Source organism: Micromonospora sp. NPDC049679 (assembly GCF_040659735.1).
Taxonomy (GTDB): domain Bacteria; phylum Actinomycetota; class Actinomycetes; order Mycobacteriales; family Micromonosporaceae; genus Micromonospora_I.
Genome location: NZ_JBFANZ010000012.1, coordinates 116,579 through 141,082, shown reverse-complemented (window position 1 = coordinate 141,082; position 24,504 = coordinate 116,579). Strand labels below are relative to the sequence as shown.

The window sequence follows — 24,504 nt, the reverse complement described above, 5'->3', positions numbered from 1 at the left end:
GGCGGCAGCCGGGCGGGCAACGGTACGGACGACCGCGGCTACGACGACAACGGCGGCGAGTTGTCCGCACCCGGAACGGCGCTCCGCGCAGCGATGGGTCAGCGGCCGCCGCGGTCGTCGCCGCCCTTGTCGTCGCCGCCCTTGTCGTCGCGGTCGCCGCCGTTGTCGTCGTAGCCGCGGTCGTCCGTACCGTTGCCCGCCCGGCTGCCGCCCTTGTCGTCGTAGCCGCGGTCATCGGTGCTGTTGCCGGCCCGGTCGCCGCCCTTGTCGTCGCGGCCGGTCGCGCTCCGGTCGTCGGCGCCCTTGTCGTCGCGACCGCCCCGGTCGTCGCTTGTGGACGTCCGCAGGACATCCCCGGTGACCGCGTCGACGTGCATCTCCTGCCGGACCCCGTCCTTGACGACCTTCACGCTCCACACCTGACGGCCGTGTTCGAGTTCCCGCTCGACCTCGACCACCTGCCCGCCACCCGTGCGGGCCAGTGCGATCTGCGCCGCCCGCTGCTGGTCAACCCCGGCGGCGGGGGCCGGCGACGTGGTCGCGGCCGCGCGGGGCGGGGCGACCTCGTGGGCGACGGCGCCGAGGGCGGTGCCGGTCACGGCGAGCGCGGCGATCGCGCCGGCGGCCAGTACGAACAGTGTTTTGCGCTTCATGGCGTTCCTCCTGTGGTCCTTGGTGATGACCACAGGTTCGCCTCAAGAGGGATAGCGGCGCGCTGTGTGACCGCTAAGGGCGGGTTAAGAGCGGCGGACCGAGCTCCACGGTGGCCACGGCGCCCCCGGCGGCTCGCGTGGAGAGCTCCAGGCGTCCGCCGCTGGCCTGCGCGGCCCGTCGCACGATGTCCAGCCCGAGGCCCGTCGATCCGGCGAGGCTGGCGCCCCGGCGGACCAGCCCGCTCGGCATGCCCGGCCCTTCGTCGGAGATGGTCAGGATCGCGCCGCCGCCGGGGCGTGCGGTGAGCGTGACGGCGAAGGCCGTGCCATCGGGGGTGTGCGCGAAGACGTTGCCCAGCAGGGCGTCGGTGGCCGCGGCGAGTTCGTCGTCCGCGACGGCGACCGGCAGCGGACCGGCGTCCAGGGCGAGGTCGACGGTGCGGCCGGTGTCCTCGGCGAGCACCGTCCAGAACGCGACCCGGTCCCGGACCACCGCGGCCGCGTCGGCGGAGCCCCCCGGTCCCGCCCCGCGCCGACGCGCCTGCTGGATCAGGCCGGTCACCGCGCGTTCCAGCGCGTCGACCCCCGCCGTGATCCGCGCCGCGTCGGTCGCCTCCGGCAGTGATTCCGCCTCCAACCGCAGCGCGGTCAGCGGGGTACGCAGCCGGTGGGAGAGGTCCGCGACCTGCTCCCGTTCCTCGCGCAGCAGCTCCTGGATGCGGCCCGCCAGCTGGTTGAGCGCGCCGGCCACCTCCCGGACCTCGGGCGGCCCGGTCGGTCGCGCGCGGGCGGTCAGCTCGGCGCGGGCCAGCCGGTGCGAGACCGCGGAGAGTTCCGTGATCGGGGCGACGAGGCGGCGGGCGAGCCGGTCGGCCACACCGAGCCCGAGCAGCACCAGCGCGACGCCGAGACCGGCGAGGACCAGCCAGGCCCTCGCGACGCCGCGGGTCAGCTCCGCGGCGGGTACGACGGTGCGGATGACTGCGGTGCCGTCCGGCCGCCCCACCGCCACCAGGATTTCGCGCCCGTCACCGTCGACGGCGGTCAGGCTCTCTCCGCGCGCGGCCAGGTCCACCCCGGGGGTACGCGGGACCGCGGTGCCGAGCACGGTCCCGTCGGGGAGGAACACGGTGACCGGTCGGGTGTGGTCGAGCTGCTCGACGGTCAGCCGCAGCGTCGTGCGGTCGGCGGTGCCGACCACGGGGACGATCGCCTGCACGTCGGCGGTGGCGGCGACGACCGCGCGGTCCTGCGCGACGGTGCGCACCAGCAGTGCCAGCGGCACCAGGAAGGCGACGAGCACCAGGCAGGTGGTGGCGGCGACGAGCAGCGTGAGCCGGCGTCTCACCGCGGCTCCACCGCGGCGTCCGGGGCGTCGAGCCGCACGCCGACTCCACGGATGGTGTGCAGGTAACGGGGCTCCTGCGCCGTCTCGCCGAGCTTGCGGCGCAACCAGGAGAGGTGCACGTCGACCGTCTTGTCGGCGCCGCCGTACGGCACCTGCCACACCTCGGTGAGCAGTTCCCGCTTCGTGACGACCTGCCCGGCCCGGACCGTGAGGTGGTGCAGCAGGTCGAACTCGCGTGGGGTCAGCTCGAGCTCGACGCCGGCGAGGCTGGCCCGCCGGCCCCGTGGGTCCACCCGCAACTCGCCCACGACCACCGCCGCGTCGGGCTGGTCCGGTGTACCGCGCCGCAGCACGGCCCGGACCCGGGCGTCGAGCTGGGCGGCGGTGAAGGGCTTGACCACGTAGTCGTCCGCGCCAGCGTCGAGCGCCCGGACGATCTCGCCCTCGTCGTCGCGGGCGGTGGCGATGATGACGGGGACGGCGCTGACCGCGCGCAGCATGCGCAGTAGCTCCAGACCGTCCAGATCGGGCAGCCCGAGGTCGAGCACGACCAGGTCGGGGCGGTCGTCCAGCGCGGTCTGCAGGCCACCCAGTGCGGTGTGGGCGGCCGCGACCGCGTGGCCGCGCTCGCGCAACGCCCGGATCAGCGGGGTACGGATGGCGAGGTCGTCCTCGATGAGCAGCAGGTGGGGCACAGCAGGCACGCTATCGCGCCGCGCACCCGCGACCTGCACTCGTTAACCTCGTTTTAGGGTCCCGCGGCGCTGCCGTTAACCGCCGACCGGGCATAGTCGTCGCATGGTTCGCCGTACCCTTCTGACCGTCGCCGGCTGGCTCGCCGCCGCCGTGGTCGCCACGCTGGTCGGGCTCGCCGCGGTCCGCGTGATCGGCGCGGGCATCACCGGGGGCGCGGCCGGCGAGGTGCTCACCCGGGAGGAGATCGCGCGGCGGCTCGACTCGGCCACGCCGTCGGCGACCGCGGCACCCGCCCCGCCGACCCCGGCGCCGTCCGCGTCGAGCGCGGCCCGGGCGGCGCTCTCCACCCCCGGCGGGACGGTGGTGGCGACCTGCGCCGACGGGCTGGTCACCCTCTTGTCCTGGGCGCCCGCGCAGGGCTTCGCCGTGACCGATGTGGAGCGTGGACCGCGCGAGCGGGCCGAGCTGAAGTTCCGGGGATCGAACGGAAAGATCGAGGTCAAGGTGGTCTGTGCCGCGGGGCAGCCGTCGGCGACGTGGAAGCGGGACGACTGAGCGTGCCTCGCGCGTCCTAGACGCCGAGCTTCGCCGTGCGCAGCCGTTCGATCAGCGCGGGGCTCCCGTCGAGTTGCACGCGCGCCGCCCGTTGCCGTCCGGTCAGGAACATCACCAGCTCACCGGGGGCGCCCACCAGGCGGACCGGCTCGCCGCCGGCCCCGGTCGTCCGCTCGCCGAAGCCGGTGGCCTGGATGAGCAGGGTGGCGGGGAACCGGCGCAGGCGTAGCCGGGCGATCAGCGAGGCCGGCTTCCAGAGCGCGGCCTGCTCCCCGGCGGGAATCTCGCGGGGCTGCCAATCGGGCCGCGCCCGGCGGACGTCCTCGTGGTGGACGAAGAATTCGAGCGTGTTGGCGAGAGCGTCGGTCACCGGGTTGCTGAGCGGGCTCCACCACGGCGGCCGCCGGACCTGGTCGATGAGGCGCGGATAGGGTTGCGTGGCCACCGCGCGCGTGACGCGCTCGGAATATCCGCGCAGCGCGGGGAGACGGACCCCGGGGAGCGCGTCGGGTCGGCGCTCGCGGACCACCAGATGGGCGGCGAGATCCCGGGTCGTCCAACCCTCGTTGAGCGTGGGCGCGTCGGGGCCGACGGCGAGGAACAAGTCGGCGAGCGATTGACGTTCGGTCTGTGCGTACCGCGCCATACGTCGATCCTAGGTGTACCGGCCGGGCGGCGACATCGGGAGCGGTGCGTGGATGCCGGTGGGACGCCCCGGCGGGGTGTGACGGTGGACACACGGCGTATCCGGTCGTCACCCACGACGCGGATCGGTAAGGATAAGGATGACGACCAAGGCTTACGGCGGGGGAGAGCGTGGCGAGTAAAACGAGTCGGGACGTACTCGTCCGGGGGCTCCGCGTCCTCGGCCGCGCGATCCGGGAGGAGCCGCGGATCTTCACCCTCGCCGTCGGCGGCAGCGTGCTGTTCGGGCTGCTGACCATCGGCAGCGCCTACGTCGTCGGGGCGATCGTGGGCAACGTCGCCGTGCCCGCCCTCACCGCCGGCCGGGCCGACAACGGCCTGCTCGCGCTCGGCGCCGCGGCCCTGATCGCGGTCAGTCTGCTCAAGGTCGTCGGCATCTTCGGCCGCCGGCTCGGCGCCGGCTACATGCAGTTCCGGCTCCAGGCCGCCTACCGGCGCAAGGTCACCCGCCGCTACCTGGACCTCCCGCTCTCCTGGCACCAGCGCCACGCCACCGGCACCCTGCTCTCCAACGCCAACTCCGACGTCGAAGCGACCTGGTTCCCGATCGCCCCGCTGCCCTTCGCGGTCGGCACGGTCGTGATGCTCGTCACCGCCTTCGGCTCCCTCTTCGCCACCGACTGGGTGCTCGCCCTCATCGGCGTGGCGATCTTCCCCGCGCTCTTCGCGCTCAACGTCGTCTACTCCCGCCGGATGGCTCCCCGCCAGGCCCGGGCCCAGCAGCTGCGCGGCGAGGTCAGCGCGATCGCCCACGAGAGCTTCGACGGTGCGCTCGTGGTCAAGACCATGGGCCGGGAGGCGCAGGAGACCACCCGGTTCGCCGCGCGCGCCGGCGAGCTCCGCGACGCGCTGATCTCCGTCGGCCGGCTCCGCGGCGTCTTCGACCCGATGCTGGAGACGCTCCCCAGCATCGGCACCCTCGCCGTGCTGCTGATCGGCGCCTGGCGAATGCGCCAGGGCGCGGTCACCGTCACCGAACTGGTCAGCGTCGCGTTCCTCTTCACCGTGCTGGCCTTCCCGGTCCGGGCCATCGGCTGGGTCCTCGCCGAGCTGCCGCGCAGCGTCGCCGGCTGGGATCGGGTCCAGCACGTGCTCGCCGCCACCGGCGACATGCCGTACGGCGCCCGCGAACTCCACGCCGCCGCCGGAACCCCGGCGACCCTCGCCTTCGACCGGGTCTCGTTCGGCTACGAACCGGCCGACCCGCACGAGGCCCGCCAGCCGGTGCTGCACGACATCACCTTCACCGTGCCGGCCGGCCGGACCGTCGCCCTCGTCGGTCCCACCGGCTCGGGAAAGTCGACCATCGCCGCCCTCGCCGTCCGCCTCGTCGACCCGCAGTCCGGCCAGGTCAGCGTCGACGGCGCCGACGTCCGATCGCTCACCGCGTCGTCGCTGGCCTCCTGCGCCGCGCTGGTGGCGCAGGTGCCGTTCGTCTTCGACGACACGGTCCGGGCCAACATCGCGCTCGACCGCGCCGGAGTCACCGACGACGAGGTGTGGGCGGCGCTGCGCCTCGCCGAGGCCGACGGTTTCGTGGCGCGCCTCCCCGACGGTCTGGACGCCATGGTCGGCGAACGCGGCACCACCCTCTCCGGCGGGCAGCGTCAGCGACTGACCCTCGCCCGCGCCCTTGCCGGCCGCCCCCGCCTGCTGGTCCTCGACGACGCCACCAGCGCCGTCGACCCGCGCGTCGAGGCGGCCATCCTCGCCGCGCTGCGCGGCGCCGACACCGCCACCTCGATCCTGGTGGTCGCCTACCGGCGGGCCACGATCGCGCTCGCCGACGAGGTCGTCTACGTCGAGCACGGCCGGGTGATCGCCACCGGCACCCACGCCGAGCTGCTGGAACGCAGCCCGGGCTACGTCGACCTGGTGACCGCGTACGAGAAGGCCGAGGCCGAGCGTGAGCGGGAGAAGGCGTACGAGGAAGCCAATCTGGATGCCGAGGTGCAGGCATGAGTGAGTCTTCGGAATCCACCTGGCGGACGATGCGGCGGGGGCTCGCGCTCTCGCCCGAACTGCGCGCCGGGCTGGCCGGCACCCTCGCGCTCGCGCTGGTGTCGATGATCGGGCGGGCCGCCGTACCGGTCGCGGTGCAACAGGGGATCGACCGTGGCCTGCGCGCGGCCGGCGGCCCCGACCTCGGCGTGGTCGGCGCCATCGTGGCCGTCACCGCCGCGGTGCTGGTGGTCACCACGCTCTGCGGCTATCTGATGATGCGCCGCCTCTTCACGGTCAGCGAGACCGCGCTCGCCGGCGTGCGCACCCGCGCCTTCCGGCACGTGCACGACCTCTCCATGCTGCACCAGCAGGGGGAGCGGCGCGGCTCCCTGGTCTCCCGGGTCACCAGCGACGTCGACCAGATCACCCAGTTCCTCCAGTGGGGCGGCGTGCTCCTGCTGATCAGCACCGGCCAGCTGGTGGTCACCGCCATCGTCATGTCCGTCTACTCGTGGCAGCTCACGCTCGTCGTGCTGGCCGCGTTCGTGCCCGCGCTGCTGGTCATCCGGGCGTTCCAGAAGCGGCTCGCCGGCGCGTACGCCACGGTCCGGGAGCGCATGGGCGCACTGCTCGCCGCGATCGCGGAGAGCGTGGTCGGCGCGGCGGTCATCCGGGCGTACGGCGTCTCCGGGCGCACCGCGAAGCGCCTCGACGAGGCGATCGAGGGGCAGCGCCGGGCCCAGCAGCGGGCGCTGCGGACCAGCGTGATCAGCTTCTCCACCGGAGAGATCGCCGCCGGCCTGGCGCTCGCCGCCGTCGTCGTGCTCGGCGTACGGCTCGGCGTCGACGGGTCGCTGACCATCGGCCAGCTCACCGCCTTCCTGTTCCTGGTGACGCTCTTCATCCAGCCGGTCCAGATCGCCACCGAGGTGCTCAACGAGGCGCAGAACGCCATCGCCGGCTGGCGCCGGGTGCTCGACGTGCTCGACGTCTCCCCGGACGTGGCCGATCCGGCCGAACAGGGAAGCGACCTGCCGCCCGGACCGCTCGACGTCAGCTTCGCCGACGTCTGCTTCGCCTATCCCGGCGGGCCGCAGGTCCTCACCGACGTCACCGTGGACATCGCGGCGAAGACCCGGGTCGCGGTGGTGGGCGAGACCGGCAGCGGCAAGACGACCTTCGCCAAGCTGCTGACCCGGCTGATGGATCCCAGCTCCGGGGCGGTGCTGCTCTCCGGGGTGCCGCTCGACCGGGTCCGCTTCGGTTCGCTGCGCGCCCGCGTGGTGATGGTGCCCCAGGACGGTTTCCTCTTCGACACCACCGTCGCGGAGAACGTCCGGTTCGGCCGGCCGTCGCTCACTGACGAGGAACTGACGCTCGCCTTCGGCGAACTCGGACTCGGCGACTGGGTGGACGGGTTGCCCGCCGGGCTCGACACCGAGGTCGGGGAGCGGGGCGAGGCGCTGAGCGTGGGCGAACGCCAGCTCGTCGCGCTGGCGCGGGCGTACGTGGCCGATCCCGATCTGCTCGTGCTCGACGAGGCGACCAGCGCCGTGGACCCGGCGACCGAGGTGCGGCTGCAGCGCACTCTCGACGCGGTGACCCGCGGGCGGACGACCGTGGCGATCGCGCACCGGCTCTCGACCGCGCAGTCCGCCGACGAGGTGATCGTCGTCGACCGGGGTCGGGTGGTGCAGCGCGGTCGGCACGACGAGCTGGTCCGCGACTCGTCGTCGGTCTACGGCAGGCTCTTCGCCTCCTGGCTGGAGCAGACCCGGTGACGCCCCGCAGCGCGATGAGCGTCCGGGGCCGTCGTTAACGCTCGAAGACCGCGAGTCGGAAGGTGTGCGGTCGCAGCCGGGGCCGGTCCGGCTCGGGTAGGGCCCGCAGGCCGTCGATGACCGGCACGACGACCGCCTGCCAGGTGGCGTCGTCGAGGCGCCACAGGTTGGACCAGATCCGCTCCGCGATGGCGTCGGCCAGTTCGTTCGGGGTCTGGCGGCGGGTGCCGACGGTGAGCGTGCGGGTCGTGACCGTCGTCAGGCCGGCGGCCCGCGCGGCCGCGGCGACGCGGTGCGGCGTGTCGGGCCGGTCGTTCCGGACACGGTCCAGCAGCGGCGAGACGTCGACCGGCGGGGCCGGGTCGGGTGCCCCGCCGTCGGCCGCCCCGCTGTCGGTCGCCACGCTGCCCGGCGCGTGCAGGGCCACGAGTCGGCCGCCGGGGCGGAGTACCCGGGCGGCCTCGTGCAGAGCGCCGGTCACGTCGCCGATCGCGTGCAGCGCGGCGACGAAGGCGACGCTGTCGACCGATGCCGTGGCGACGGGGAGGGCCAGCGCGTCGCCCAGCGCGATCCGGGGACCGAGCCGGGCACGCGCGCGGGCGAGCATGGCCGGCGAGAGGTCGACGCCGCACACGGCGTACCCCTGCTCCCGCAGGGGCGCCGCGATCAGTCCGGTGCCGACCCCGATCTCCAGGACGCGGCCGGGGAGCAGCCAGGGTGCGATGCCGGCGGCGAAGAGCCGGCCGCGTGGCTCGCCGCCGCGGGTCTCGTCGTAGCGGTCCGCGACGCGGTCGAACGGCAGCGAGGGTGAGCCTTCCATCGATCCAATCTAGGGGACGCCCGGGACGCCCGCCGATCAAGGAGATTCGCGACGGGCGACGGGCGACGGGCGACGGGCGACGGGCAGCGCGGCGCGGGGGCGCGCGGTGCGGCGGGGTCAGCGGGAGTAGAACTCGACTACCAGTTGCTCGTCGCAGGTGACCGGGATCTCGCTGCGCACCGGCTCGCGGACCAGTGTCGCGGAGAGGTCCGTGAGGCTGACCGAGAGGTACGGCGCGGTCGGGCCGTCGCCGAGGTGCGCTCCGGCGGCCGCCACCTGGAACGGCGGCTTCTGCCGGCTCTTCTCGCGCACCTGCACGAGCTGCCCGGGGCGCAGCCGGTACGACGGCCGGTCGACCTTGACACCGTCGACCGAGAAGTGGCCGTGCGCGACGAGCTGGCGGGCGTGGTAGATCGTGCGGGCCAGGCCGGCGCGGTGCACGACCGCGTCGAGTCGGCGTTCGAGGAGCACGACGAGGTTCTCGCCGGTCTTGCCGGTGTGCCGGACCGCGTCGTCGAAGGCGCGGCGCAGCTGCGTCTCGCTGATGTTGTACTGGTGGCGCAGGCGCTGCTTCTCGAGCAGTCGCACCTGGTAGTCGGAGGTCTTGCGGCGCTGCCGGCCGTGGACGCCGGGCGGGAAGGGGCGCCGCTCGAAGTAGCGTGTGCACTTACGGGTCAGGGGGATGCCGAGGGCACGGGAGATCCGCACCTTGGGTCGGGACTGGTTCATGCGATCCTCTTCTACTTAGGTTAGGCTACCTTACACAACCAGCGGGAGGTCCGTCTTATGCCACCCACCCCAGCCGAGGTCGCCCGGACGCTCGCCGCCGGCCGGCTGCCCGGCACCGCTCATGTCGCGTTCCGGCCCGGCCCGCACCCGGTCCGGCACGTCACCGACCCACTCGGTCGGGTGCTCCTGCTCACCCCGTCGGAGAGCGCGCCGGCCCGGGCGTTGCGTCCCGCGCCGGGCGCGGACGACGTGGCGGTGGTGCTGGATGTCCCGGATGTGCCCCCGGTGCCGGGCGCCCCGTCGCTCGGGCGGGCGTGGGTCTCCGGGTGGGCCACCGCGCTCGAGGGGACAGCGGCCCGCGAGGCCGCGCTGCAGTACGTTGAGGTCGACCCGGCGGGCGATCTGCTCGACGTGGGGCGCGGATTCGCGCTGCACCGGGTCGAGATCGCGGAGGTGCGGCTCGAGCGGGGCCGCACGATGATCGACGTCGACCCGGACGAGTACCTCGCCGCCGAACCGGATCCGCTGCACGCGATCGAGGCGGAGCTGCTGACCGATCTCGCGGAGCACCACGGGCCCGAGATGGCGGAGTACGTCCGGCGACGGCTGCGCGGCGCCGGCCGTGACCAGGGCGGGTCACCGCGGGTGGTGCGGCTGGACCGGTACGGATTCCTCGCCTTCCTGGGACCCGCGCACGCGCCGTACCGGGCCCGGATCCCCTTCCCGCATCCGGTTCGCGACCGCGCGGAGCTGGTCCGGTTGCTGCACCCGGTGCTCGGTCCCGGCCGAGCCGGTGGATCCGCCCGTGGCTGACCGGCCACCCGGCCGTCCGCCGTGGGTGGGTCAGGCGAGGTGGTCGAAAACGCCCGGAAGCTCGTCGGTGAGATAGCGCTGGACCGTGGGGCCCACGGCCGCCACCAGGGCCTCGGTCGGGGTGGAGGCGAACGGCTCGATCTTGATGATGTAGCGGACCATCGCCAGACCGACCAGCTGCGAGCCGACCAGGGGCACCCGGATGCGCGCCTCCTCCGGCTCGATCCCGGCGGCCTTGACCACCTGGCGCAGCACCTGGGTGAGCACGAATTCGCGCATCAGTCGCGCCGTCCACTCGTTGCTCACGGCCGAGCGCAGCAGCGCGACCGCCGCGGCGCCCGCCGGCGAGTCCCAGATGCCGAGGAAGACCCGGACCAGCCGCTCGCCGAGTTGGTCCCGATCGCCCGCCCAGACCTGGGGGATCAGCTGCTGCGGGTCGATCGGCGAGTTCATCGCGGCGAGAAAGAGCTGGTCCTTGGTGCCGAAGTAGTGATGGACCAGCGCCGGGTCAACCCCGGCCCCCGCCGCGATCGCGCGGATCGAGGCCGCGTCGAAACCCCGCTCGGCGAACGCCTCGCGGGCGGCGGCGAGGATCGCCTCCCGGGTGTCCGGGTTTCCCGGCCGCCGGCCCGTGCGTCGTGCCATCCGTGTCCCTCTGGTTGTGCGCGCGTCGCCGCGCGTCGCTCTGCCCCCGTGCCGCGTGCTGTCAGCCGGTGCGGCGTCGCAGCGTGGCCGCGGCCAGCACCAGCGCGACGAGCACGGACCCCGCGACCACCGCGACGTCCCGCCACATCGTGCCGGTCGGTTCGCTGTGCGTGCCGACCTCCTGCAGCGCCTCGACGGCGTACGACAGGGGGAGCACGTCGCTGATCGCCTGCAGCCATCCCGCCATCTGCTCGCGCGCGACGAAGAGACCGCAGAGCAGGATCTGGGGGATCACCACGACCGGCATGAACTGTACGGCCTGGAATTCGGTGCGGGCGAAGGCGCTGCAGAAGAGCCCGAGGGCCACGCCGAGCACGGCGTTGATCACCGCGATGAGAATGACCAGCCCGGTGTTGCCGGCGGTCTCGAGACCGAAGATCCAGTATGCGACCGCGGCGGCGACGGACGCCTGGACCGCGGCGGCCGCGCCGAACGCGATGCCGTAGCCGAAGAGCAGGTCGAGCCGGCCCAGCGGGGTGGTGAGGAGCCGTTCGAGCGTGCCGCTGGTGCGCTCGCGGAGCATCGCGATGCTGGTGACCAGGAACATGATCACGAAGGGGAAGACCCCCAGCATGACCAGTGCGATCCGGTCGAACGTGGACGGTTGCCCCGGCGGAGTCGGCAGGTCGGCGAACATGAAGTAGAGCAGGGTCAGCAGCAGGGCCGGCACGGCGAGCAGCAGCGCGACCGTACGCCGGTCGTGCCGCAGCTGGCGCAGGATGCGCAGGGTCGTGGCGGCCAGGATCCGTGCGTTCATCGGGGCGCCTTCCCTTCCTCGCCGACGGCCGGCTGGGCCTCGGCCTTGTCCTGGTCCCGGATGAGGCGCAGGAACGCCTCGTCCAGATCGTCGGTGCCGGCCGCGGCCCGTACGGCGCCGGGCGTGTCGTCGGCGACGAGCCGTCCTTCCCGGATGAGCAGGAGGCGGTCGCAGCGGCCCGCCTCGTCCATCACGTGGCTCGAGACGAGCAGCGTGGTGCCGCCCGCCGCGAGCGCGTGGAATCTCTCCCACAGGTCGGCCCGGAGCACCGGGTCCTGGCCGACCGTCGGCTCGTCGAGGACGAGCAGCGCGGGTTTGCCGACGATGGCGCAGGCGAGCGAGGCGCGGCTGCGCTGGCCGCCGGAGAGCGTGCCGACGATCTGGCGCGCGGCGGCGGCGAGGCCGACGTCCGCGACCGCCTGGTCGGCGTCGGTGCCGGGCAGGCCGGAGAGCGCCGCGAAGTAGCGGGCGTTCTCCCGCACGGTCAGGTCGGCGTAGACGCTCGGCGCCTGGGTGAGGTAGCCGAGCGTGCGGCGCAGGGGTGCGGTGCCGGCCGGGTGCCCCAGCACGGTCACCGTGCCGGACCGGATGATCTGCACCCCGACGATGGCGCGCATCAGGGTCGTTTTCCCGCTGCCGCTCGGGCCGAGCAGCCCGGTCACGCTGCCGCGCGGGATGGCGCAGGAGATGCCGTCGAGCACCCGCCGCCTGCCGCGCTCGACCACGAGGTCGCGGACCTCGATCGCGGTTTCCATGATTGGTCCTCCGCAGGGGGTAAGAAGTCATCACCCGTTGAACTCAACGCTAGATGACTTCGGCGACGCCGGCAAGACGCCGGTGCTGCCTGCCCTGCCGCCCGCGGTTGACGGATCCGGCACGAGCGCTGGTCGGAGCGGCGTCGGCGAGGCGCGGCGGGTCTGCGCGGATGTGAGCCACGACACCTGGCCGGATGGCATCATGGGCGACGGCAGCCGCTGTACATCCCGGCAGCCATGGCCGGAGCGGTCCCCGGGCGGGACGTGCTCCGGTCACCGGCGGCAATTTCTCCCCGCCGTGGCCGAGTCCACTCAGGTCCACATTGGAGCTGTGCGGAGTCGCGCGGCGCGCACGTACTCCGGCCCGCCACAGCTGAGCCATGCCGCCCCCCGAGGCGCGCGCTGCCGGCGATGTAGCCGCGTGCACTGGCACACGTCACCCCGACCGTGTCGGTCATCGCCCTTACACGCGGAGGTTCCGTCGTGCAGGAGAACACATCGCCCGACAATCCCGCCGGACACCGCGCGACGGCCACCCGGTTCGTGCGCCGGCTGATCGGGGTGTCCGCGACCGGCCGGCGTTGGCGCATCGCGGTGGTGATCGCGGCTCTCGTCGCCTTCGGCGCCGGCGGCGCCGCCGTCATCACCGGCAACCAGCAGCCCCAGCGGCGTGCACGGCACACTCCCACCCCCACACCTACCGCCGAGGAGCGGCAGCCGCGCGCCGACGTGGCAGCGCGCGCCGACCGCGCGGAGCGGGAGTCCGCTCCGCCGAAACCGGCCTGGGTCAGCCCGATGCCCGGCGCCCAGACCACCTCGTGCTTCGGCATGAGATGGGGCGCCCTGCACGCCGGCGTCGACCTCGCGCTGGCGGAGGACACCCCGATCCAGGCCGCCGGGGCGGGCACCGTGCTGAACGCCGGCTGGCTCTACACCGGGTACGGCAACTCGGTGCTGATCGACCACGGCGACGGCGTGCTGACCCACTACGCGCACATGAACAAGACCGCCGTCACCAAGGGACAGACGGTCGGGGCGGGTGACCTCATCGGGTACGAGGGCGCGACCGGCGACTCGACCGGCCCGCACCTGCACTTCGAGGTGCATCTCGGCGCGCTGTGGAAGCAGGTCGATCCGCAGCCGTGGATGAAGGCGCGCGGCGTGGAGCTCAAGTGCTGATCCGGTAGCCCGTCGGGAGTCGAACCCGGGCTGGCACCCGGGCCGGTTTCGCCGTGCGTCTTGACTTCGAGTGCGCTCCAACTGAAAGCCTGACTCCGTGAACATCCGCATGGACGAGACGATGACGGTGGGTGAGGCGGCCGAGCGGGTGGGGCTCACCACGTACACGCTGCGGTGGTACGAACAGGAAGGGCTGGTCGCGCCGGTCGGTCGGGACTCCGCCGGGCGGCGGCGTTACACCGCCGAGGACCTGAACTGGCTGGTTCTGCTCACCCGGCTGCGCCGCACCGGGATGCCGGTGCGGGACATGCGCCGCTACGCGGAACTGGCCCGCCAGGGCGAGGCCACCCGCGCCGCGCGCCGCGCCCTGTTCGAGAGGCACCGTGACCGGGTGCTGGCCCGGATGGCCGAGCTCCAGGAGGACCTGACGGTCCTCAACCACAAGATCGAGATGTACGGGAAGGGCGATCGATGAAGCAGCGTCGGGTGGGCGTCGACGGGCCGCTGGTCTCCGCGGTCGGGCTCGGCTGCATGGGCATGAGCTTCGCGTACGGGGACCGCGACGACGCGGAGTCCACGCGTGCCCTGCACCGCGCCATCGACCTCGGGGTCAACCACCTCGACACCGCCGACATGTACGGGCGGGGTGACAACGAGGAACTGCTCGGTCCGGTGGTGCGGGCCCGTCGCGACGAGGTGTTCCTGGCGACGAAGTTCGGCAACCGGTTCAGCGGCGAGGGGACCGCGACCGGCATGCCCGGCGCGTACGTGGACAGCAGCGGCGGGTGGGCGCGTGAGGCCTGTGACGCGTCGCTGCGGCGGCTCGGCGTCGACACGATCGACCTCTACTACCTGCACCGCCGCAATCCGGAAACGCCGATCGAGGAGACGGTCGGGGCGATGGCGGAGCTCGTCGCCGCCGGGAAGGTGCGGCTGATCGGCCTCTCCGAGATCAGCCCGGCCACGCTGCGCGCGGCGCAGGAGATCCACCCGATCGCCGCGGTGCAGATGGAGTACTCGCTCTTCACCCGGGACGCGGTCGAAGGCGCGATGCTCGAGACCTGCCGCGAACTCGGGGTTTCCGTCGTGGCCTACTCGCCGGTCGGCCGGGGCATCCTCACCGGCGCGATCACCTCCCGCGAGCAGCTCGCGGCGGACGACTTCCGGGCCCGCGCGCCCCGCTTCGCCGAGGAGAACCTGGCGGCCAACCTCGACCTCGTCGCCGCCGTGCGGGCGGTCGCCGACGAGATCGGCTGCACCCCGGCGCAGGCCGCGCTCGCCTGGCTGCTCGCCCAGGGCGAGGACATTCTGCCGATTCCCGGCACCAAGCGGGTCCGGTACGTCGAGGAGAACGCGGCCGCCGCCGACCTGACGCTCACCCCGGACCAGGTGGCCCGGCTCTCCGCGGCGGTGCCGCCGGGCGGCGTGGCCGGCGAGCGTTATCCGGAGGCGGCGATGCGGGCGCTCGGGCACTGAGCGCGGTGATCCGCCAAGGGTGGCGGGGGTTGTCGCCACCGCGACCCTCGGCGGATCACCGGTGCTAGAGCGCGAGCACCCGGTCCAGGAAATCGCGGTAGCGGCGCATCGCCATGCGCAACGTCTCCGTGTCCGGCGACAGGCTCTGCCGGCGCGGGTCGAGGTTCATCTGCTCGGCCAACAGGGTCTCGGCCAGGGCGTGCACCGCGTCGGCGACCAGCGCCTGGGCCTGGGCCACCGCCTCCTCCGGCGCGTCCACGAAGATCGCCTTCACGTCGTGCCACTGGTCGCGGTAGGACTGCGCGCGCTCCTCGCTCCACACCGCGATCGGGCTCTCCGCGACGTCGCCGGGGCGCAGGCCCGTTGCCGGCATCGCCCCGACCGCCGCCCCGGCCGCGGCCCCCGTTGCGGAGAGCGCGTCGTCGTGCGCCGTCTCCTGGACATCCTCGCTCTCGACGTCGCTCTCCGGCTCCTCGTCGTCGAACTCCTCGTCCGGCTGGTCCTCCTCGTCCAACTCCTCCGCGCTGTCGAACAGGTCGCCGGCGTCGCCGTGCGCCGTGACTCCGCCCCCGTCGTCCTCGCCCGCGTCGTCCTCGTCGTCGAGGTCGCCCGCCGACCGCGGGCCGTCCGCCCCGTCCGCCCCGTCCGCGTCGGGATCCGTCCGGCCCGGCGTGGCGTGCACCGCCTCCTCCTGATCGCCCTGGGGTGCGTCGACCGGAGCCGGCTCCGCCTCCACCGCGGGCTCCGGCCCGCTCTCCGGCTCCGGCGCGCTGTCCGGTTCGACCACCGTCTCCGGATGCGCGTCCGGGTCGACACCGGGCTCGGTATTCGCGACCGTCGTATTCGCGACCGTGGTCGCGGACGCCTCCGCCGCGATCGGCTCCACCGCGCCATCGGACGCCGTCTCGGAGTCGGCTGCACCGTCCGGCGCGTCGGCCGGCTCCGACGGGCGAGGATCGTCGCGGACGATCACCGGGAACTCGTTCGTCGCCTCGTGTGCCGTTGAATTGTCGGTGGACACCCGGGAAGCCGGCACGGGGAGGCCCAGCGGCGGGAACGCCGCCGAGGGCTCCGTCTGGTCCGGTGACTGGGAAGTCGGCATGGGCTGCATGGCGTGGTCCTCCGTCCGCTCGGGGGCGACCCGGGGAGCCCCTGCCAGGTCTGCCCATGCGCTCGTCCCGTGGACCCGCCGCCCCCGCTGCCCTCCGGACGCCCGGCCGACGCTCCCACGGATCCACCGGCGTCCGATGGATGGCACGGAACCGTCCGGGTGCGCCGGACCGGATGAGGAGGCTGAGGGAGCGCCGTGCGAGAGGTCGGTGCCGGCGCACAGCCACGGTACCGCTCCGACCCCGTCCGCACACCCCCCAACGCCGCGACTGGGGGAGACCCGGGGAACACCGTCGTGGGCCGCCTTGCCGGTGGCGCGGCGCGGTACGGAACAATCGGGCACTGTGCCCGTACCTGATGTGCCAGTAGCCGACACCCCAGCGAGCGCGGCGGCGGCGGCCGGCCGCGCGCGCCCCTCTGCCCTCGATCCGGCGATCGCGGCGCGGTTGCGCCGTACCGCCGAGGGCCTGGTGGCCGCGGTGGTCCGCCAGCACGACTCGGGCGAGGTTCTGATGGTCGCCTGGATGGACGATGAGGCGTTGCACCGCACCCTGACCACCGGCCGCGCCACCTACTGGTCCCGCAGCCGTCGGGAGTACTGGGTGAAGGGGGCCACCTCCGGCAATCACCAGTACGTGAAGTCGGTGGCGCTGGACTGCGACGGCGACGCGCTGCTGGTGAGCGTCGAGCAGGTGGGGCCCGCCTGCCACACCGGCAGCCGCAGTTGCTTCTTCGACGTCCTGCCGGTCACCGGCGACGAGCCGGCGGGGGAGCGCTCATGACCACGGGTGCGGTGAGCCCGGACGAGGCGACCTTCCGCGAGCTGGTCCGGACCCGGCGGGTCATTCCGGTGACCCGGCGGCTGCTCGCCGACGCGGAGACACCGGTCGGCGTCTACCGCAAGCTCGCCGGCGGGCCGGGGACCTTCCTGCTCGAATCCGCCGAGCAGGGTGCCGGCGCGGCGGGCAGCGCCTGGTCGCGTTACTCCTTCATCGGGGTCCGCAGCAGCGCCACGCTGGTGGAGCGGGACGGCGCGGCGCTGTGGCTGGGCACGCCCCCGCCGGGCGTGCCCACCGGTGGCGATCCGGTCCGGGTGCTGCGGGAGACGGTCGCGGCGCTCGCCGAGGCGGAACCGCCCGACGGTGGCGCGGACGACGCGCTGCCGCCGCTGACCGGCGGCATGGTCGGCTACCTGAGCTACGACCTGGTCCGCCGCTTCGAGCGGCTGCCCTCCCACGCCGAGGACGACCTGGGCGTGCCGGAGCTCGGCATGATGCTCGCGACGGATCTGGTGGTCCTCGACCACTTCGACGGCTCGGCGATCCTGGTGGCCAACGCCGTGCTCCCGGCCGAGGAGGACGACCCCGATCGGGCGGCGACGGTCGCGGCGGCCTACCACCACGCGGTGGGCCGGTTGGACGCGATGACCACCGCGCTGTCCCGGCCGATCCCGCCGATGATCTCGACGGTGACCACCGCGCCCGTCGGCGAGGTGATCAGTCGCACGCCGGCGGGCGCCTACCCCGAGGCGGTGGAGGCGGCGAAGGAGGCGATCCGGGCCGGCGAGTGCTTCCAGATCGTGGTGGCCCAGCGTTTCGAGCGGGAGACCACGGCGGATCCGCTCGACGTCTACCGCGTGCTGCGCACCACCAATCCCAGCCCCTACATGTATCTGCTCCGCTTCGACGGCTTCGACGTGGTCGGGTCCTCCCCGGAGGCGCACCTCAAGGTGACGGTCGGCGAGCGCGGCGTCCGGCGGGCGATGCTGCATCCGATCGCCGGCACCCGACCGCGGGGCGTCACCGCGGAACATGACGCGGCGCTCGCCGCCGAGCTGCTCGCCGATCCGAAGGAGCGCTCCGAGCACGTGATGCTCGTCGACCTCGGCCGCAACGACCTGGGCCGGGTCTGCCGGCCGGGGACGGTCGAGGTGCCGGAGTTCGCCACGATCGAGCGCTACAGCCATGTCATGCACATCGTGTCGACGGTGGTGGGGGAGCTGCGTCCCGAACAGACGGCCTTCGACGCGCTCGCCGCGACGTTCCCGGCCGGCACGCTCTCCGGAGCTCCCAAGGTGCGCGCCATGGAGATCATCGAGGGGCTCGAGCCGACCCGGCGGGGCCTGTACGGCGGAACGGTCGGGTACTTCGGCTTCGGTGGCGACATGGACATGGCGATCGCCATCCGCACCGCCCTGATCCGGCAGGGACGTGCCTACGTGCAGGCCGGCGCGGGGATCGTGGCCGACTCCGACCCGGCGGCCGAGGAGCGGGAGACGCGGAGCAAGGCGGCGGCCGTACTCGCCGCGATCGCCGCGGCCGAGACGTTGCGGCCGGCGCGATGAGTCGGCGAGCCCTGACGTACGCGTTGCTGTTCTGCCTCGCCGGCGCGGGCCTCGCGCTCTACGCGGCGACCCGGACCTGGGCGGTGGAGGTGACCGTGCGGCCGGCGCCGCTGCCCGGTCTGCGTACCGCGCGGACCGGCGGGTCGTTGTTGCCGTGGTTGCCGGCGCTGGCGGTCGTCGGCCTGGCCGGAGCCGGCGCGGTGATCGCGACCCGTGGGCTGACGCGTCGGCTGGTCGGGATGCTGCTGCTGCTGATCGGCGTCGGGCTGACGGCGGGCGGTGGCTACGGCGTGCTCGCCGTCGATCCCGGTGGCGCGGGCGCTGGCGCCGCGGCATGGCCGACGCTCTGCGCGGTCGGTGGGCTGCTGCTCGCCGGGGGCGGGCTGGTGACCGCGCTGCGCGGGCAGCACTGGCCGAGCATGGGGGCACGGTACGAGCGCCCGCCGGCGCGGCGCGACGGCGTCGCGGATGGGCCGGTGGAGACGTCGGGCCGGGTCGAGGGCGCCGGAACCAGGCAGGCGTGGGACGCGCTGGACCGCGGCGAGGATCCGACGGTCAGCTGACCGGTTCGCGCGCCGGCGTGTCGATCCGGGTCGCGGCGAGCGCCGAGACGATCCGGCGGATCTCGTCGCGCTGGTGGGCGCGGGCGCGGTCCGCGCAGACCGCCTCCCAGGCGTTGCCGCGTGCGGTCCGCACCCGCGCGTCGCCGACGACGGCCCGTTCGACGGTGTGGACGACTTCGGCGGCGATGGAGAGAACGGCGCGGGGGATGTCGGTGAAGTCGATGCCCGCGTCACGCTGCGCAGTGCTCATGGTGTCCCTACCCCGATGATCTGTTCGACCGGCGCGTGCCGCCGACCAGTGTGCCCGAAACCGATGCTGCCGGCGGCGTGTTTCGACGGTGGTCACCCCCGCGTTAACAGTTCCGTCGCGTCACCGTGGTCAACGAGCCGAGCCCGCGTTCCGCGACCGGTCAACGTCGCTGTCGTCGATGTTCTTCCTTGATCCCCGTCACACCTGGGCGGCGGGCGAGATGCCGCGCCATTGATACCTGTGTTCTCATCAGGGGTATGAGCGGAGCGGTCGGAGGCCTACGGTCGGTGATCTTACCCTCACGGGAGGTTTGGGATTATGCACCAGCCCATACAGTGAGGCGCGCCATACCCCCGACTTGGTCTGCCCCGTGGCGCCACCTAGCATCGGCGCATGACACCCGGAAAGGGGAGTCCGTTGGTGACTGAGCCTGCGCACGCGGAAGACGACCACGCCCGATCGGCGGGGTCGGGGAGTGTGCTCGACGAGATCATCGCCGGAGTGCGCGAGGATGTCGCGCTGCGACAGCAGCGGATCCCGCTGGAGCGGATCCGTGAACTCGCCGCTGCCGCCCCGCCGGCACGCGACGCCTACGCGGCGCTGCGCCGCCCCGGTGTCGCGGTGATCGCCGAGGTCAAGCGCTCCTCGCCGTCCAAGGGGCAGCTCGCCGAGATCCCCAATCCGGCCGACCTCGCCTCCGAATACGCCTCCGGTGGCGCCCGCTGCATCAGCGTGCTCACCGAGGGACGCTGGTTCGGCGGGTCGATCGAGGACCTCGCCGCGGTACGCGCCGCGGTCGACATCCCGGTCCTGCGCAAGGACTTCGTCGTCTCCAGCTATCAGGTGCACGAGGCGCGGGCGCACGGCGCCGACCTCGTCCTGCTGATCGTCGCGGCGCTGGAGCAGAACGTGCTCGTCGGGCTCCTGGAGCGGATCGAGTCGCTGGGCATGACCGCACTGGTCGAGGTCCACGACGAGGAGGAGGCCGACCGCGCGCTGGAGGCCGGGGCGCGGGTCATCGGCGTGAACGCGCGTAACCTTCGTACCCTGGAAGTGGACCGGTCGGTGTTCGAGCGGATCGCGCCCGGGCTGCCCAACGGCATCGTCAAGATCGCCGAGTCCGGTGTCCGCGGTCCACACGACCTGATCCGCTACGCCTCGGCCGGCGCCGACGCCGTCCTGGTCGGGGAGGGTCTGGTGACCCAGAAGAGCCCGCGCGACGCGGTGGCCGAACTGGTCAACGCCGGTAACCACCCGGCGACGCCCAGGCCGGTCCGGTGACCCGCTCGGTCCGGTGATCCGCTCGGTCCCGTCAGCCGCGCGCCATTGCTGCGTGCGGTCCGGTGACCGAGCGTCAACGACGAAGGAGCTTCGATGAGTGCCACGGCCCTGGCCAGCGCGGCCGGCCTGCTGCCCGACGCCAACGGTCACTTCGGCCACTACGGAGGCCGATTCGTTCCGGAGGCGCTGGTGGCGGCGCTCGACGAGCTCGACGCCGCATACCGGCACGCGATGGCCGACGAGGCGTTCCAGGCCGAGTTCGGGGGGCTGCTGCGCGACTACGCCGGCACTCCGTCGCTGCTCTACCGCGCCGAGCGGCTCTCCGCGCGGGTCGGCGCGGAGGTGCTGCTCAAGCGGGAGGACCTCAACCACACCGGCGCGCACAAGGTACGCAACGTGCTCGGTCAGGCGCTGCTCGCCAAGCGGATGGGCAAGCGCCGGGTGATCGCCGAGACCGGGGCGGGGCAGCACGGCGTGGCGAGCGCCACCGCGGCCGCCTACCTCGACCTCGAGTGCGTGGTCTACATGGGCGAGGTGGACACCGAGCGTCAGGCGCTCAACGTGGCGCGCATGCGCATGCTGGGCGCGACCGTGATCCCGGTGACCACCGGCTCGCGCACCCTCAAGGACGCGTGCAACGAGGCGCTGCGGGACTGGGTCGCCAACGTGGAGCACACGCACTACCTGCTCGGCACCGCGTCCGGTCCGCACCCCTTCCCGTCGATGGTCCGTGATTTCGTTCGCGGGATCGGCGTCGAGGCGCGCGCGCAGTGCCTCGACAAGCTCGGGCGGCTGCCCGACGCGATCACCGCGTGCGTGGGCGGCGGCTCCAACGCCATCGGCATCTTCCACGCGTTCATCGGCGACCCCGACGTGCGGCTCTACGGCTTCGAGGCCGGCGGCGAGGGGGTCGAGACCGGTCGGCACGCGGCCAGCATCACCGGTGGCTCCCTGGGCGTGCTGCACGGCGCGCGCACCTACCTGCTGCAGGACTCCGACGGTCAGACGCTCGACTCGCACTCCATCTCGGCGGGTCTCGACTACCCCGCGGTCGGGCCGGAGCACGCCTGGCTCGCCGACGCGGGGCGGGCGACGTACGCGCCGGTGACCGACGCGGAGGCGATGGACGCGTTCCAGTTGCTGTGCCGCACCGAGGGGATCATCCCGGCGATCGAGAGCGCACACGCGCTCGCCGGCACTCTGAAGATCATCCCGGCGCTGACCGAGGAGCTCGGCCGGCAGCCCACGATCGTGGTCAACCTCTCCGGCCGCGGGGACAAGGACGTCCACACGGCCGGCACCTACTTCGGCATCCTCGACGGGCAGGACGGGTGAGCGGGGCGACGACCCCGGCCACCGCGGACGGAAGGGCGATCCGGTGAGCATCGCGGTGGCGTTCGAGAAGGCCCGCGCCGAGGGGCGCGCGGTGCTGGTGGGCTGCATGCCGGCCGGTTTCCCGACGGTCGACGGGAGCATCGCCGCGATGCGCGCGATGGTCGAGGCCGGGGTCGACGTGATCGAGGTCGAACTGCCCTACTCCGACCCGGTCATGGACGGACCGGTCATCCAGAAGGCCAGCGACATCGCGCTCGCCGGCGGGGTGCGCCTCGCGGACGGGCTGCGCGTCATCGAGGCGGTCGCCGCCACCGGCGCCCCGGTGGTCACGATGACGTACTGGAACCCGATCCAGAAATACGGCGTCGACGCCTTCGCCCGCGACCTCGCGGCCGCCGGCGGCACCGGACTGATCACCCCCGACCTGATCCCGGACGAGGCCGAGGAGTGGCTCGCCGCCTCGGACACGTACGACCTGGACCGCACGTTCCTGGTCTCGCCCTCCTCCACCGACGCCCGGATCGCGATGACGGTGGCGCACTGCCGCGGCTTCGTCTACGCGACGGCGCTGATGGGCGTCACGGGTGCGCGTAAGCAGACCTCCAACGCCGCGCCGGCGCTGGTCAGCCGGGTCCGCGCCGTCACCGACCTGCCGGTCGGGGTGGGGCTCGGCGTGGGCAACGGCGCCCAGGCGGCCGAGGTCGGCTCGTTCGCCGACGGCGTGATCGTGGGCAGCGCCCTGATCCGCTGCCTGCTGGACGCGCCGGACCAGGCGGCCGGGCTGGACGCCCTGCGGGCGCTCAGCGCCGAACTCGCCGAGGGCGTGCGCGCGGTCCGTCGCTGACCTGCGCGGGTCCGCCGCCTCAGGCGGTCACCGGGTTCTCCGTCCACGCGCGGACCGTGCTCGGCACGGCCATCTCCGCGGTCTCGGCCTCGGTCGCGTCCGGCAGTTCCGGCTCGGCGTCGCGACGCACGTCGCGGAGCACGCCGGACCGGCCGGCGGCCGCGTCGGCGAGCGCGGTGCGGGTCACCGGCGTCATCGGCTGGGGCAACGCGGCCGGTTCGTGCCAGGAGAGGCGGCAGATCCGGCCGGGCGCGTTGACGGTCGCCTCCCCGCCGTGCAGCCTGGCCCGGAACACGTGGACGAGCACGTCGGGCAGCCCGTCGCCGCCGGCCTCCCCGGTCAGGTGGTAGATGCCGACCAGGTCCACGATCTGTGTCTCCATGCCGGTTTCTTGGCGGATGTCGCGGACCGCGGCGTGCACGGGGCTCTCGGTGGGGCGGATCCTGCCGCCGGGGAGCCCCCACCGACGGTGTCCCTGGGTCTGCTGGCAGAGCAGCACGCGGCCGGCGTCGTCGGAGACGATCGCGGCGACCGCGGAGGTGAGCGAGTTCATAGACAAAAAGCCTACGACTGCGTAAACCCGAAGTCAGCCATGGTGCAATGCCGACCGGACCGGGGTGCCGGAAGGGCCGGTCGCGGCGGTAGCGTGTGCACCCGTGACAGTCGCTGCGATCCCCAGCCCGACCACCTCGGTGTGGCAGCTCGGTCCCGTCCCGATCCGTGCGTACGCGCTCTGCATCGTGCTCGGCATCGTGGTCGCCTGCCTGGTGACCGAGGCCCGGCTGCGTCGCCGGGGCGCACCGCCCTGGGCGGTGCTCGACATCGCCGTCTGGGCGGTCCCCTTCGGCATCATCGGCGCGCGGATCTACCACGTCATCACCTCGCCGCAGCATTACTTCGGCGCGGACGGCAACCCGCTCGCCGCGTTCAAAATCTGGGAGGGTGGCCTCGGGATCTGGGGCGCGGTCGCCGGCGGGGCGGTCGGCGCCTGGCTCGCGGCCCGGCAGCTCGGCATCCCGTTGACGGTCGTCGCCGACGCCCTCGCGCCGGGGCTGCCGCTGGCGCAGGCGATCGGCCGCTTCGGCAACTGGTTCAACAACGAGCTCTTCGGCGGTCCCACGACGCTGCCGTGGGGGCTCGAGGTGCACCGGATGGCGGCGGGGCACGCGGAGCGCGACCTCAACGGCAACCCGATCACCGAGCCGGGGCTCTACCATCCGACCTTCGCCTACGAGGCGCTCTGGAACGTGGGCGTGGCGCTGCTGGTGTTCGCCCTCGACCGGCGGTTCAAGCTGGGCCGCGGTCGTGCCTTCGCGCTGTACGTGATGGGCTACACCGCCGGCCGGTTCTGGATCGAGCTGATGCGCACCGACGAGGCCAACCTGATCCTCGGGTTGCGGGTCAACGTCTGGACGTCGGTGCTGGTCTTCCTCGGTGCCCTGGCCTACTTCGTGCGGGTCCGCGGCCCGCAGGAGTTCCTCGTGCCGGTCGGTGGCGGGCACGTTGCCCTGCCGGCGTCCGGCGACGCCCCGGCCAGCGGTGTGTCCCAGGTCGACGTCTCGGCGGCCGCCCGCCCGGCGGCGAACCCGGCGCCACAGGGCTACCGGGCGGTCGACGAGAAGACGTACCGGCACTACGAGCAGACCGGTGAGCTGCCCGACGACGATGACGATGACGACGCCGGCCTGACCGACGACGGTGAGCTCCTCGACGACTTCGCCGACGACGAGCCGGACGACGACGAGCTCGACGAGCCGGCGGTGGAGGCCGACGAGGTCGACCGGGCGCGCGCGGCGAAGACGTCGGCGGCCGGCGAGGGGTCGCAGCGTCCCGCGGCGCGCGGCGTCGAGGACCGCTGACC

At 73.4% G+C, this 24,504-nt stretch carries 26 protein-coding genes; 14 read left to right on the top strand and 12 right to left on the bottom strand.

Going from position 1 to position 24,504, the window contains the following annotated elements; translation table 11 throughout:
• Positions 1-98 precede the first annotated feature (98 nt).
• The 3 genes from AB0J06_RS10915 to AB0J06_RS10905 all read right to left on the bottom strand — a co-directional run bounded on the left by AB0J06_RS10915 (position 99) and on the right by AB0J06_RS10905 (position 2,696).
• Positions 99-653, bottom strand: a complete 555-nt coding sequence (locus AB0J06_RS10915) for a PepSY domain-containing protein (RefSeq protein ID WP_357427041.1) — start codon at positions 651-653, stop codon at positions 99-101.
• A 73-nt stretch (positions 654-726) separates the two neighbouring features.
• Positions 727-2,001: a HAMP domain-containing sensor histidine kinase gene (locus AB0J06_RS10910; protein WP_357427039.1), complete on the bottom strand. Its 1,275-nt coding sequence runs from the start codon at positions 1,999-2,001 to the stop codon at positions 727-729.
• Positions 1,998-2,696: a response regulator transcription factor gene (locus tag AB0J06_RS10905; protein ID WP_357427037.1), complete on the bottom strand. Its 699-nt coding sequence runs from the start codon at positions 2,694-2,696 to the stop codon at positions 1,998-2,000. Before AB0J06_RS10905 ends, AB0J06_RS10910 begins: the two co-directional genes overlap by 4 nt.
• 103 nt (positions 2,697-2,799) lie before the next feature.
• On the opposite strand from AB0J06_RS10905, the gene AB0J06_RS10900 reads away from it, so the two are divergent.
• On the top strand, positions 2,800-3,252 hold the full coding sequence (locus tag AB0J06_RS10900) for a septum formation initiator (protein ID WP_357427035.1): 453 nt from the start codon (positions 2,800-2,802) through the stop codon (positions 3,250-3,252).
• A gap of 16 nt (positions 3,253-3,268) precedes the next feature.
• On the opposite strand, the gene AB0J06_RS10895 is transcribed toward AB0J06_RS10900, so the two are convergent.
• Positions 3,269-3,898 (bottom strand): TIGR03085 family metal-binding protein, encoded by a 630-nt coding sequence (locus AB0J06_RS10895; protein WP_357427033.1) that lies wholly within the window; start codon positions 3,896-3,898, stop codon positions 3,269-3,271.
• Positions 3,899-4,068: 170 nt separating this feature from the next.
• On the opposite strand from AB0J06_RS10895, the gene AB0J06_RS10890 reads away from it, so the two are divergent.
• Both AB0J06_RS10890 and AB0J06_RS10885 read left to right on the top strand, forming a co-directional pair.
• On the top strand, positions 4,069-5,919 hold the full coding sequence (locus AB0J06_RS10890) for an ABC transporter ATP-binding protein (RefSeq protein WP_357427031.1): 1,851 nt from the start codon (positions 4,069-4,071) through the stop codon (positions 5,917-5,919).
• Positions 5,916-7,682 (top strand): ABC transporter ATP-binding protein, encoded by a 1,767-nt coding sequence (locus AB0J06_RS10885; protein ID WP_357427029.1) that lies wholly within the window; start codon positions 5,916-5,918, stop codon positions 7,680-7,682. Before AB0J06_RS10890 ends, AB0J06_RS10885 begins: the two co-directional genes overlap by 4 nt.
• Before the next feature lie 34 nt (positions 7,683-7,716).
• On the opposite strand, the gene AB0J06_RS10880 is transcribed toward AB0J06_RS10885, so the two are convergent.
• Positions 7,717-8,502, bottom strand: coding sequence for a class I SAM-dependent methyltransferase (locus AB0J06_RS10880; RefSeq protein ID WP_357427027.1), 786 nt, complete (start codon positions 8,500-8,502; stop codon positions 7,717-7,719).
• A gap of 117 nt (positions 8,503-8,619) precedes the next feature.
• Positions 8,620-9,231 carry a 30S ribosomal protein S4 gene (rpsD, locus tag AB0J06_RS10875; RefSeq protein WP_357427025.1) on the bottom strand — a complete coding sequence of 204 codons (612 nt, stop codon included), beginning with the start codon at positions 9,229-9,231 and terminating at the stop codon, positions 8,620-8,622.
• A 57-nt stretch (positions 9,232-9,288) separates the two neighbouring features.
• Between rpsD and AB0J06_RS10870 the strand changes: the two genes are divergently transcribed.
• Entirely contained in the window at positions 9,289-10,044 is a 756-nt protein-coding gene (locus tag AB0J06_RS10870) for a DUF2470 domain-containing protein (RefSeq protein ID WP_357427023.1), read from the top strand.
• 30 nt (positions 10,045-10,074) lie between these two features.
• Here the strand turns inward: AB0J06_RS10870 and AB0J06_RS10865 are convergent, their stop codons facing one another.
• From AB0J06_RS10865 to AB0J06_RS10855, 3 genes are all read right to left on the bottom strand, one after another.
• Positions 10,075-10,689, bottom strand: coding sequence for a TetR family transcriptional regulator (locus tag AB0J06_RS10865; RefSeq protein ID WP_357427021.1), 615 nt, complete (start codon positions 10,687-10,689; stop codon positions 10,075-10,077).
• A 61-nt stretch (positions 10,690-10,750) separates the two neighbouring features.
• The gene (locus AB0J06_RS10860; RefSeq protein ID WP_357427019.1) at positions 10,751-11,506 is read right to left on the bottom strand and encodes an ABC transporter permease; all 756 of its coding nucleotides are present in this window, start codon (positions 11,504-11,506) and stop codon (positions 10,751-10,753) included.
• The gene (locus AB0J06_RS10855; RefSeq protein ID WP_357427017.1) at positions 11,503-12,261 is read right to left on the bottom strand and encodes an ABC transporter ATP-binding protein; all 759 of its coding nucleotides are present in this window, start codon (positions 12,259-12,261) and stop codon (positions 11,503-11,505) included. Before AB0J06_RS10855 ends, AB0J06_RS10860 begins: the two co-directional genes overlap by 4 nt.
• 483 nt (positions 12,262-12,744) lie before the next feature.
• On the opposite strand from AB0J06_RS10855, the gene AB0J06_RS10850 reads away from it, so the two are divergent.
• From AB0J06_RS10850 to AB0J06_RS10840, 3 genes are all read left to right on the top strand, one after another.
• Positions 12,745-13,440, top strand: coding sequence for a M23 family metallopeptidase (locus AB0J06_RS10850; protein WP_357427015.1), 696 nt, complete (start codon positions 12,745-12,747; stop codon positions 13,438-13,440).
• A gap of 97 nt (positions 13,441-13,537) precedes the next feature.
• Positions 13,538-13,915, top strand: a complete 378-nt coding sequence (locus tag AB0J06_RS10845) for a MerR family transcriptional regulator (protein WP_357427013.1) — start codon at positions 13,538-13,540, stop codon at positions 13,913-13,915.
• Positions 13,912-14,916, top strand: a complete 1,005-nt coding sequence (locus tag AB0J06_RS10840) for an aldo/keto reductase (RefSeq protein ID WP_357427011.1) — start codon at positions 13,912-13,914, stop codon at positions 14,914-14,916. Before AB0J06_RS10845 ends, AB0J06_RS10840 begins: the two co-directional genes overlap by 4 nt.
• A 64-nt stretch (positions 14,917-14,980) precedes the next feature.
• Here AB0J06_RS10840 and AB0J06_RS10835 read toward each other — a convergent pair whose 3' ends face one another.
• A complete protein-coding gene (locus tag AB0J06_RS10835) occupies positions 14,981-16,018 on the bottom strand; it encodes a hypothetical protein (protein ID WP_357427009.1) in 1,038 nt (345 codons plus the stop codon).
• 352 nt (positions 16,019-16,370) lie between these two features.
• Between AB0J06_RS10835 and hisI the strand changes: the two genes are divergently transcribed.
• From hisI to AB0J06_RS10820, 3 genes are read left to right on the top strand one after another with little or no spacing between them, the layout of a single operon-like run.
• Positions 16,371-16,808 (top strand): phosphoribosyl-AMP cyclohydrolase, encoded by a 438-nt coding sequence (hisI, locus tag AB0J06_RS10830; protein WP_357427006.1) that lies wholly within the window; start codon positions 16,371-16,373, stop codon positions 16,806-16,808.
• Positions 16,805-18,370 carry an anthranilate synthase component I gene (locus AB0J06_RS10825; protein ID WP_357427004.1) on the top strand — a complete coding sequence of 522 codons (1,566 nt, stop codon included), beginning with the start codon at positions 16,805-16,807 and terminating at the stop codon, positions 18,368-18,370. The genes hisI and AB0J06_RS10825 overlap by 4 nt, the downstream gene beginning before the upstream one ends.
• Positions 18,367-18,933 carry a Trp biosynthesis-associated membrane protein gene (locus AB0J06_RS10820; protein ID WP_357427002.1) on the top strand — a complete coding sequence of 189 codons (567 nt, stop codon included), beginning with the start codon at positions 18,367-18,369 and terminating at the stop codon, positions 18,931-18,933. Before AB0J06_RS10825 ends, AB0J06_RS10820 begins: the two co-directional genes overlap by 4 nt.
• On the opposite strand, the gene AB0J06_RS10815 is transcribed toward AB0J06_RS10820, so the two are convergent.
• Entirely contained in the window at positions 18,926-19,183 is a 258-nt protein-coding gene (locus AB0J06_RS10815; protein ID WP_357427000.1) for a hypothetical protein, read from the bottom strand. The two genes, AB0J06_RS10820 and AB0J06_RS10815, sit on opposite strands and share 8 nt — an antisense overlap.
• Before the next feature lie 477 nt (positions 19,184-19,660).
• On the opposite strand from AB0J06_RS10815, the gene trpC reads away from it, so the two are divergent.
• From trpC to trpA, 3 genes are all read left to right on the top strand, one after another.
• The gene (gene trpC / locus AB0J06_RS10810) at positions 19,661-20,464 is read left to right on the top strand and encodes an indole-3-glycerol phosphate synthase TrpC (protein WP_357427059.1); all 804 of its coding nucleotides are present in this window, start codon (positions 19,661-19,663) and stop codon (positions 20,462-20,464) included.
• A gap of 93 nt (positions 20,465-20,557) precedes the next feature.
• On the top strand, positions 20,558-21,799 hold the full coding sequence (gene trpB / locus AB0J06_RS10805) for a tryptophan synthase subunit beta (RefSeq protein WP_357426998.1): 1,242 nt from the start codon (positions 20,558-20,560) through the stop codon (positions 21,797-21,799).
• 43 nt (positions 21,800-21,842) lie between these two features.
• Entirely contained in the window at positions 21,843-22,643 is an 801-nt protein-coding gene (trpA, locus tag AB0J06_RS10800) for a tryptophan synthase subunit alpha (protein WP_357426996.1), read from the top strand.
• Positions 22,644-22,662: 19 nt separating this feature from the next.
• On the opposite strand, the gene AB0J06_RS10795 is transcribed toward trpA, so the two are convergent.
• Positions 22,663-23,196, bottom strand: coding sequence for an NUDIX hydrolase (locus AB0J06_RS10795; protein ID WP_357426994.1), 534 nt, complete (start codon positions 23,194-23,196; stop codon positions 22,663-22,665).
• Between the two features lie 103 nt (positions 23,197-23,299).
• Between AB0J06_RS10795 and lgt the strand changes: the two genes are divergently transcribed.
• A complete protein-coding gene (lgt, locus tag AB0J06_RS10790; RefSeq protein ID WP_357426992.1) occupies positions 23,300-24,502 on the top strand; it encodes a prolipoprotein diacylglyceryl transferase in 1,203 nt (400 codons plus the stop codon).
• Positions 24,503-24,504: the final 2 nt, after the last annotated feature.

What these genes read in the sequence shown, in the direction of transcription:
- AB0J06_RS10915 (WP_357427041.1), bottom strand. Translation starts at nt 653, where the DNA reads ATGAAGCGCAAAACACTGTTCGTACTGGCCGCCGGCGCGATCGCCGCG.
- AB0J06_RS10900 (WP_357427035.1), top strand. Translation starts at nt 2,800, where the DNA reads ATGGTTCGCCGTACCCTTCTGACCGTCGCCGGCTGGCTCGCCGCCGCC.
- AB0J06_RS10895 (WP_357427033.1), bottom strand. Translation starts at nt 3,898, where the DNA reads ATGGCGCGGTACGCACAGACCGAACGTCAATCGCTCGCCGACTTGTTC.
- AB0J06_RS10885 (WP_357427029.1), top strand. Translation starts at nt 5,916, where the DNA reads ATGAGTGAGTCTTCGGAATCCACCTGGCGGACGATGCGGCGGGGGCTC.
- AB0J06_RS10880 (WP_357427027.1), bottom strand. Translation starts at nt 8,502, where the DNA reads ATGGAAGGCTCACCCTCGCTGCCGTTCGACCGCGTCGCGGACCGCTAC.
- rpsD (WP_357427025.1), bottom strand. Translation starts at nt 9,231, where the DNA reads ATGAACCAGTCCCGACCCAAGGTGCGGATCTCCCGTGCCCTCGGCATC.
- AB0J06_RS10870 (WP_357427023.1), top strand. Translation starts at nt 9,289, where the DNA reads ATGCCACCCACCCCAGCCGAGGTCGCCCGGACGCTCGCCGCCGGCCGG.
- AB0J06_RS10865 (WP_357427021.1), bottom strand. Translation starts at nt 10,689, where the DNA reads ATGGCACGACGCACGGGCCGGCGGCCGGGAAACCCGGACACCCGGGAG.
- AB0J06_RS10860 (WP_357427019.1), bottom strand. Translation starts at nt 11,506, where the DNA reads ATGAACGCACGGATCCTGGCCGCCACGACCCTGCGCATCCTGCGCCAG.
- AB0J06_RS10855 (WP_357427017.1), bottom strand. Translation starts at nt 12,261, where the DNA reads ATGGAAACCGCGATCGAGGTCCGCGACCTCGTGGTCGAGCGCGGCAGG.
- AB0J06_RS10840 (WP_357427011.1), top strand. Translation starts at nt 13,912, where the DNA reads ATGAAGCAGCGTCGGGTGGGCGTCGACGGGCCGCTGGTCTCCGCGGTC.
- AB0J06_RS10835 (WP_357427009.1), bottom strand. Translation starts at nt 16,018, where the DNA reads ATGCCGACTTCCCAGTCACCGGACCAGACGGAGCCCTCGGCGGCGTTC.
- AB0J06_RS10825 (WP_357427004.1), top strand. Translation starts at nt 16,805, where the DNA reads ATGACCACGGGTGCGGTGAGCCCGGACGAGGCGACCTTCCGCGAGCTG.
- AB0J06_RS10820 (WP_357427002.1), top strand. Translation starts at nt 18,367, where the DNA reads ATGAGTCGGCGAGCCCTGACGTACGCGTTGCTGTTCTGCCTCGCCGGC.
- AB0J06_RS10815 (WP_357427000.1), bottom strand. Translation starts at nt 19,183, where the DNA reads ATGAGCACTGCGCAGCGTGACGCGGGCATCGACTTCACCGACATCCCC.
- trpB (WP_357426998.1), top strand. Translation starts at nt 20,558, where the DNA reads ATGAGTGCCACGGCCCTGGCCAGCGCGGCCGGCCTGCTGCCCGACGCC.
- AB0J06_RS10795 (WP_357426994.1), bottom strand. Translation starts at nt 23,196, where the DNA reads ATGAACTCGCTCACCTCCGCGGTCGCCGCGATCGTCTCCGACGACGCC.